Below are 5,281 nucleotides of genomic sequence, written 5' to 3'. Positions count from 1 at the left end.
CGAGCAGCTGGTCGGCCAGCGGCTCCAGGCCCAGCTCGCGGGCGATCTGCGCCTTGGTGCGCCGCTTGGGCTTGTAGGGCAGGTAGATGTCCTCGAGCCTGGCCTTGGTCTCCGCCGCCATGATCTGCTCACGCAGCTCGTCGTCGAGCTTGCCCTGAGACTCGATCGACTCGAGGATCGCCGCCCTGCGCTCCTCCAGCTCGCGCAGGTAGCGCAGGCGCTCTTCGAGCGTGCGCAGCTGCGCGTCGTCGAGGGTGCCGGTGACCTCTTTGCGGTATCGCGCGATGAACGGCACGGTGGCGCCGCCGTCGAGCAACTCGACGGCCGCCTGCACCTGGCCGTCGCGTACGCCCAGCTCTGCAGCGATCCGCTGGTGAATAGAGAGCACTTGCCTGCCTTTCGATGGTCCCGCCGGTCAATTGTGCAGGACTACGCCGTCTTTCATGACCAGAGTGCGCGCTGGGTGAACGACCACCGCCTCGGCCGCGCCCCCGCACGGCACGACGACCAGGTCGGCCCGGTCGCCCGGCGCCAGCCCGTACGACTCCAGCCCGAGCGCGCGGGCCCCGCCGTAGCTGGCGGCCTCCAGCGCCAGCTCGATGTCCTCGTCTCTGCGGAACGTGCTGCGGTAGGCGACGTGCATCGCCCGCTCCAGCATGTCACCGCTGCCGTAAGGGCCCCACAGGTCGCGGATGCCGTCGTGACCGCAGGCGACCGTGACGCCGGCGGCCCGCAGCTTCTTGATCGGCGGCACCGGGAAGCTGTAGACCGCCGCGGTCGCGATGGCGACGCCCGCCTCGGCGAAGCCCTGGATCAGGCGGTCTTGGTGGGCCTCGTCGAGCTGGCCCAGCGCGTAGGCGTGGCTGACCGTCACCCGGCCGCCCAGCCCCAGCGCCCTGGTGCGCTCGGTGATGAGCTCGAGCTCCCACCCGCCCAGCGAGCCGCCGTCGTGGAGATGGAGGTCGAGATGGGCGCCGTAGCGCTCGGCTAATCCGAAGATCAGGTCAAGGTGGCGCACGGGGTCGCGGTCGATGCCCGCCGGATCGAGGCCGCCGACCGCCTCGACGCCGCTCTTCAGCGCCTCTTCGAGCAGCTCGGCCGTGCCGGGGTTGATCAGCACGCCGTGCTGCGGGAACGCCACCTGGCGCACGTCGACGGGGGAGCCCGCGGCCGCCTCGAGCACGGCCTCCACGCCCCGTAGCCCCACAACGGGGTCGATGTCGGTGTGGGTGCGGACATGGGACGTGCCCGCCGCGCTCATGCGCTCCAGCAGCGCGCCAATCCGCTCGACGCTCGGCACGCCCAGCTCCGCACGGCGGCCGAGATCGTTTCCGATGCGCCCGGCCAGCGTGTCGTCGGCCGAGTGGGGCACCCACGGACCGCCGTAGAGGGTCTTGTCGAGATGGCAGTGCGCCTCGACGAGGCCGGGCAGCACGAGCTGCCCCGCGATGTCGACGACCAGAGCGCCGGGCGCGTCGATGCCCTGGGCGACGGTGTGGATCCGGCCGTCGCGGACGAGGATGTCGGCAGGGCCCTCGAGCCCCCAGGGGAGCCCGCCGCGGAGCAGGACGTCGGTCATGGCAAGCACCCTAAACGGCCGCACCGACGATTTCCCTGACTCGGCGGCGACAGGTTCCGCTCACGAAGCCGCGGCCGGGTCCGGTCAGGCGCCATTACGGCCCACGAGGCCCCGATGGGTGCCGGTCATGAAGGGCGGTCTGCGAAAAGCTCCAGGTGGTGGCAGTATCGGCAGCGATAGGCGTCGATCTCCCACTTCGGCCGGCCCATCAGCTTGGCGCCGCCGAAGATCCCGCGCTCCAGCGCGCCCTCGACCCATCTGGCGAATCCGCGGGAGTTCTCGCCCGAGTCCATGATGAACCCGGGCTCAAGCCCCTCTTCACCGCAATGCGTACAGTGTAAGTTCATGCCCATACAGGGTAGTCAGATCTCGTCGAGGTGGGAGACGTTCGCCACATCGGCGGAGTCGGTGCTCGGCCGGCCGTCCAGCCAGGCGTCGAGGATCTCGTCGAGCACCACGTCGGACGTGAGCCGGAGGCTGAGCGCCAGCACGTTCGCGTCGTTCCACTTCCTGGCCCCGTCGGCGGTGTACGCGTCCACGCACAGCGCCGCGCGGACGCCCGGCACCTTGTTCGCCGCGATCGACGCCCCCGTGCCGGTCCAGCAGCAGACCACCGCCTGGTCGGCCCGCCCCTCGCTCACGTCACGGGCGGCCAGCTCGGACGCCCACGCCCAGTCGGCGCGCTCCTCGTCGCTGAGCGCGCCGTGGGTCACCACCTCGTGCCCCCGCCTGCGCAGCTCCGACACGACCCGCCCGGCCACGCCGTCTTTGCTGTCGGCGGCCACCGAAATCCGCATGCGCCCTCCCGTTCCCGATCTCAGGTGTACCAAGCGCCGCGAGGGGAGGCAAAGGCATCAGCACATGCCCTGGACTGGCAAAATGAGACGAAATGTGCCAGGTTGTGTCGCCATATGAGCATCGATGAGAGCGACATTCCGGCTCTCGCCCGAGGGTGCGCCGTGCTGGGCACCGGTGGCGGGGGCGACGTGCGCGCCGGATCGCTGGCGGCCGTCGGGGCCATCCGGCAGTACGGCGAGGTCCCGCTGATCGGGCTGGACGAGCTGGGCGACGACGCGTTGATCGTGCCGCTGTCCGGCATCGGGGCCCCGACCGTCAGCCACGAGATGATGCACAGCGCGGACGAGCCCAAGCGCATAGCCGAGGAGATCGAACGCCTCTTCGGCCGCCCCCCGAGCGCGATCATGTCCTCCGAGATCGGGGGCTCGAACGGCGTGGCGCCCGTCGCCTGGGCCGCCCAGCTCGGGCTGCCGCTGCTCGACGCCGACGGCATGGGCCGGGCCTTCCCCGAGGTCCAGATGGTCTCCATGTACGTGGCCGGGCTCCCGGCCGACCTGGTGATCATGTCCGACATCGTGGGCAACGTGGTGACCATCCGCCCCATCGACGGCCTCTGGTCGGAGCGGCTCGCCCGGGCCGTGTGCGTGGCGGCCGGCTCGACCGCGCTGATGGCCGACTACGTGCTCACCACCGCGCGGGCCAGGGGCGCGGTCATCGAGGGTACGGTCACCCGCGCCATCGAGGTCGGCAGGGCCACGGAGGGCGCGGCGGACCCGCTCGGTGCGCTCCAAGGGAGCCTGGGCGCCGTGCGGCTGATCACCGGCAAGCTCACGGACGTGGAACGGCGCACCACGGGAGGGTTCGTCAGGGGGACGGCCACGATCGAGGGCACCGGAGACGATCGGGGCCGCCGTCTCACCCTGGAGCTGCAGAACGAGAACCTGGTCGCCCTCGAGGACGGCCGGGTTCGGGCCATGGTGCCCGACCTCATCACCGTCGTGGACACCGAGACCGCCGGCGCCATCCAGACCGAGGCTCTCAGGTACGGACAGCGCGTCACGGTGCTCGCCTGGCCGTGCGACCCGCTCTGGCGCACCCCCAAGGGCCTGGAGACGGCCGGGCCGCGGGCCTTCGGGTACGACCTGGACTACGTTCCCGTCGAGGAGCTGACAACCCATGGCTGACCTGCGGATCGGGATCGACGTCGGCGGCACGAACACCGACGCGGTCGTGCTCGGCGCCGACGGCCGCGTGATCGCCAAGGCCAAGCGCCCGACCACTCCGGACGTGACGGAAGGGCTGCGGGCCGCCCTCGACGCGGTCCTCGGCGAGCTGAGCCAAGGGGCAGATCCGCTCGGCTCCGGAGCAACTGGGCAGGACGCCCACGCCAGGATCAGCCGGGTCATGCTCGGTACCACGCACGCGACCAACGCGATCCTCGAACGCAGGAACCTCGGCCGCGTCGCCGTGCTCCGGCTCGGCGCGCCCGCCACCACTTCCGTCCCCCCGCTCTCCGGCTGGCCCGGCGACCTGCGCGAGGCCGTCTCGGCGGGGGAGGCGATCGTGCCCGGCGGCCACTACGTCGACGGCCGCGAGATCGGCCGGCCCGGGCTGGACGAGGTCCGCCGTTTCCTGGACGGCGTGGAGGCCGACGCCGTGGCCGTCACCAGCGTGTTCAGCCCGGCCAGCGGCGAGCACGAGCGCCTCGTCGAGGAGCTGGTCAAGGCCGAGTACGGCCTGCCGGTCTCGGTGAGCCAGGAGATCGGCTCGCTCGGCCTGCTCGAGCGCGAGAACGCCACCGTGCTCAACGCCGCCCTGTACGGCGTCGCCGCCCACGTGACCGAGGCCCTGGTCACCGCGCTGGCCGAACGAGGCCTGGGCGCGAGGCCGTACCTGGCGCAGAACGACGGCACGCTCATGACGCTCGAGCACGCCGCGCGGCTGCCGGTTTCGACGATCGGCTCGGGCCCGGCGAACTCCCTGCGCGGAGCCGCGTACCTGTCCGGGGTGGCCGACGCCATCGTGGTGGACGTGGGCGGTACGTCCACCGACCTCGGCGTGCTCGCCGGTGGCTTCCCGAGGGAGTCGGCGGCGGCGGTGGAGATCGGCGGGGTGCTGACCAACTTCCGAATGCCCGACATCCTGGCCATCGCGCTCGGCGGCGGGACAGTGGTGCGGGACGGCGGCATCGGCCCCGACTCGGTCGGCTACCGGATCGTCAGGGAGGCACTCGTGTTCGGCGGGGCCACGGTGACGATGACCGACGCGGCCGTCGCGGCGGGCCGGAGCCCGCACGAGGCGGCCGGGTGGCGCGAACGCCTCGAAGCGGCCGTAAAGGCGCTGGAAGCCGACATGTCGGAAAGAATGGAAGACACCCTGGAAAGAGCGGTGGCCATCGCTGACGAGATGGTCATCGACGCCGTGGACAGGATGGCGCTCGGCAAAACCGACAGACCCCTGGTCGCGGTGGGTGGCGGGGCGTTCCTGCTGCCCGATGTCATCCCGGGCGCGAGCCGGGTCATCCGCCCGGAGCATGCCGAAGTGGCCAATGCCGTTGGCGCCGCCATCGCACTCGCGAGTGGCAGAGTCGATACGATCTTGCCTGCGGGAGATAGCCGGTCAGAAGCGATCGAAAGGGCCAAGGAGGAGGCGGCGGCGCGGGCCGTGGCGGCGGGGGCCGATCCCTCCGGCGTCGAGATCGTGGACCTCCTCGAGGTGCCATTGAGCTACCTCTCCGAGCCCGCCGTGCGGGTACACGTCAAAGCAGCCGGACCCCTCGCCCGGTGAAAGATCGAAAGGATCCCCCCACCATGCGCTGGCAGAAGCGTCTGCTCGTCGCCGGGGTCTCCGGTGCCTTGGCCTTGACCGCATCCGCGTGCGCGGGCGGCCAGGTGCGCGGCGCCG

The 5,281-nt window shown here is 71.5% G+C and carries 6 protein-coding genes; 2 read left to right on the top strand and 4 right to left on the bottom strand.

Going from position 1 to position 5,281, the window contains the following annotated elements:
- The 4 genes from AB0J09_RS55435 to AB0J09_RS55420 all read right to left on the bottom strand — a co-directional run.
- Nucleotides 1-388: Tex-like N-terminal domain-containing protein (locus AB0J09_RS55435; protein ID WP_360710449.1), on the bottom strand; the 388-nt coding region annotated here is incomplete at its 3' end.
- Nucleotides 389-415: 27 nt separating this feature from the next.
- A complete protein-coding gene (locus AB0J09_RS55430) occupies nt 416-1,579 on the bottom strand; it encodes an amidohydrolase (RefSeq protein ID WP_360710448.1) in 1,164 nt (387 codons plus the stop codon).
- Between the two features lie 125 nt (nt 1,580-1,704).
- Nucleotides 1,705-1,926 (bottom strand): hypothetical protein, encoded by a 222-nt coding sequence (locus tag AB0J09_RS55425; protein WP_360710446.1) that lies wholly within the window; start codon nt 1,924-1,926, stop codon nt 1,705-1,707.
- Between the two features lie 15 nt (nt 1,927-1,941).
- On the bottom strand, nt 1,942-2,376 hold the full coding sequence (locus tag AB0J09_RS55420) for an RpiB/LacA/LacB family sugar-phosphate isomerase (RefSeq protein WP_360710444.1): 435 nt from the start codon (nt 2,374-2,376) through the stop codon (nt 1,942-1,944).
- 114 nt (nt 2,377-2,490) lie between these two features.
- Between AB0J09_RS55420 and AB0J09_RS55415 the strand changes: the two genes are divergently transcribed.
- Nucleotides 2,491-3,561 carry a DUF917 domain-containing protein gene (locus AB0J09_RS55415; protein WP_360710443.1) on the top strand — a complete coding sequence of 357 codons (1,071 nt, stop codon included), beginning with the start codon at nt 2,491-2,493 and terminating at the stop codon, nt 3,559-3,561.
- Nucleotides 3,554-5,164: a hydantoinase/oxoprolinase family protein gene (locus AB0J09_RS55410; protein WP_360710441.1), complete on the top strand. Its 1,611-nt coding sequence runs from the start codon at nt 3,554-3,556 to the stop codon at nt 5,162-5,164. Before AB0J09_RS55415 ends, AB0J09_RS55410 begins: the two co-directional genes overlap by 8 nt.
- The last annotated feature ends 117 nt before the right edge of the window (nt 5,165-5,281 follow it).

It is taken from the genome of Nonomuraea sp. NPDC049784 (assembly GCF_040659615.1).
GTDB lineage: Bacteria > Actinomycetota > Actinomycetes > Streptosporangiales > Streptosporangiaceae > Nonomuraea.
The sequence above is the reverse complement of the archived record's forward strand: the minus strand, read 5'-3'. Positions and strand labels throughout refer to the sequence as shown.

Coding starts and splice junctions, on each gene's coding strand:
- AB0J09_RS55420 (WP_360710444.1), bottom strand. CDS start 2,376: ATGCGGATTTCGGTGGCCGCCGACAGCAAAGACGGCGTGGCCGGGCGG.
- AB0J09_RS55410 (WP_360710441.1), top strand. CDS start 3,554: ATGGCTGACCTGCGGATCGGGATCGACGTCGGCGGCACGAACACCGAC.
- AB0J09_RS55415 (WP_360710443.1), top strand. CDS start 2,491: ATGAGCATCGATGAGAGCGACATTCCGGCTCTCGCCCGAGGGTGCGCC.
- AB0J09_RS55425 (WP_360710446.1), bottom strand. CDS start 1,926: ATGAACTTACACTGTACGCATTGCGGTGAAGAGGGGCTTGAGCCCGGG.
- AB0J09_RS55430 (WP_360710448.1), bottom strand. CDS start 1,579: ATGACCGACGTCCTGCTCCGCGGCGGGCTCCCCTGGGGGCTCGAGGGC.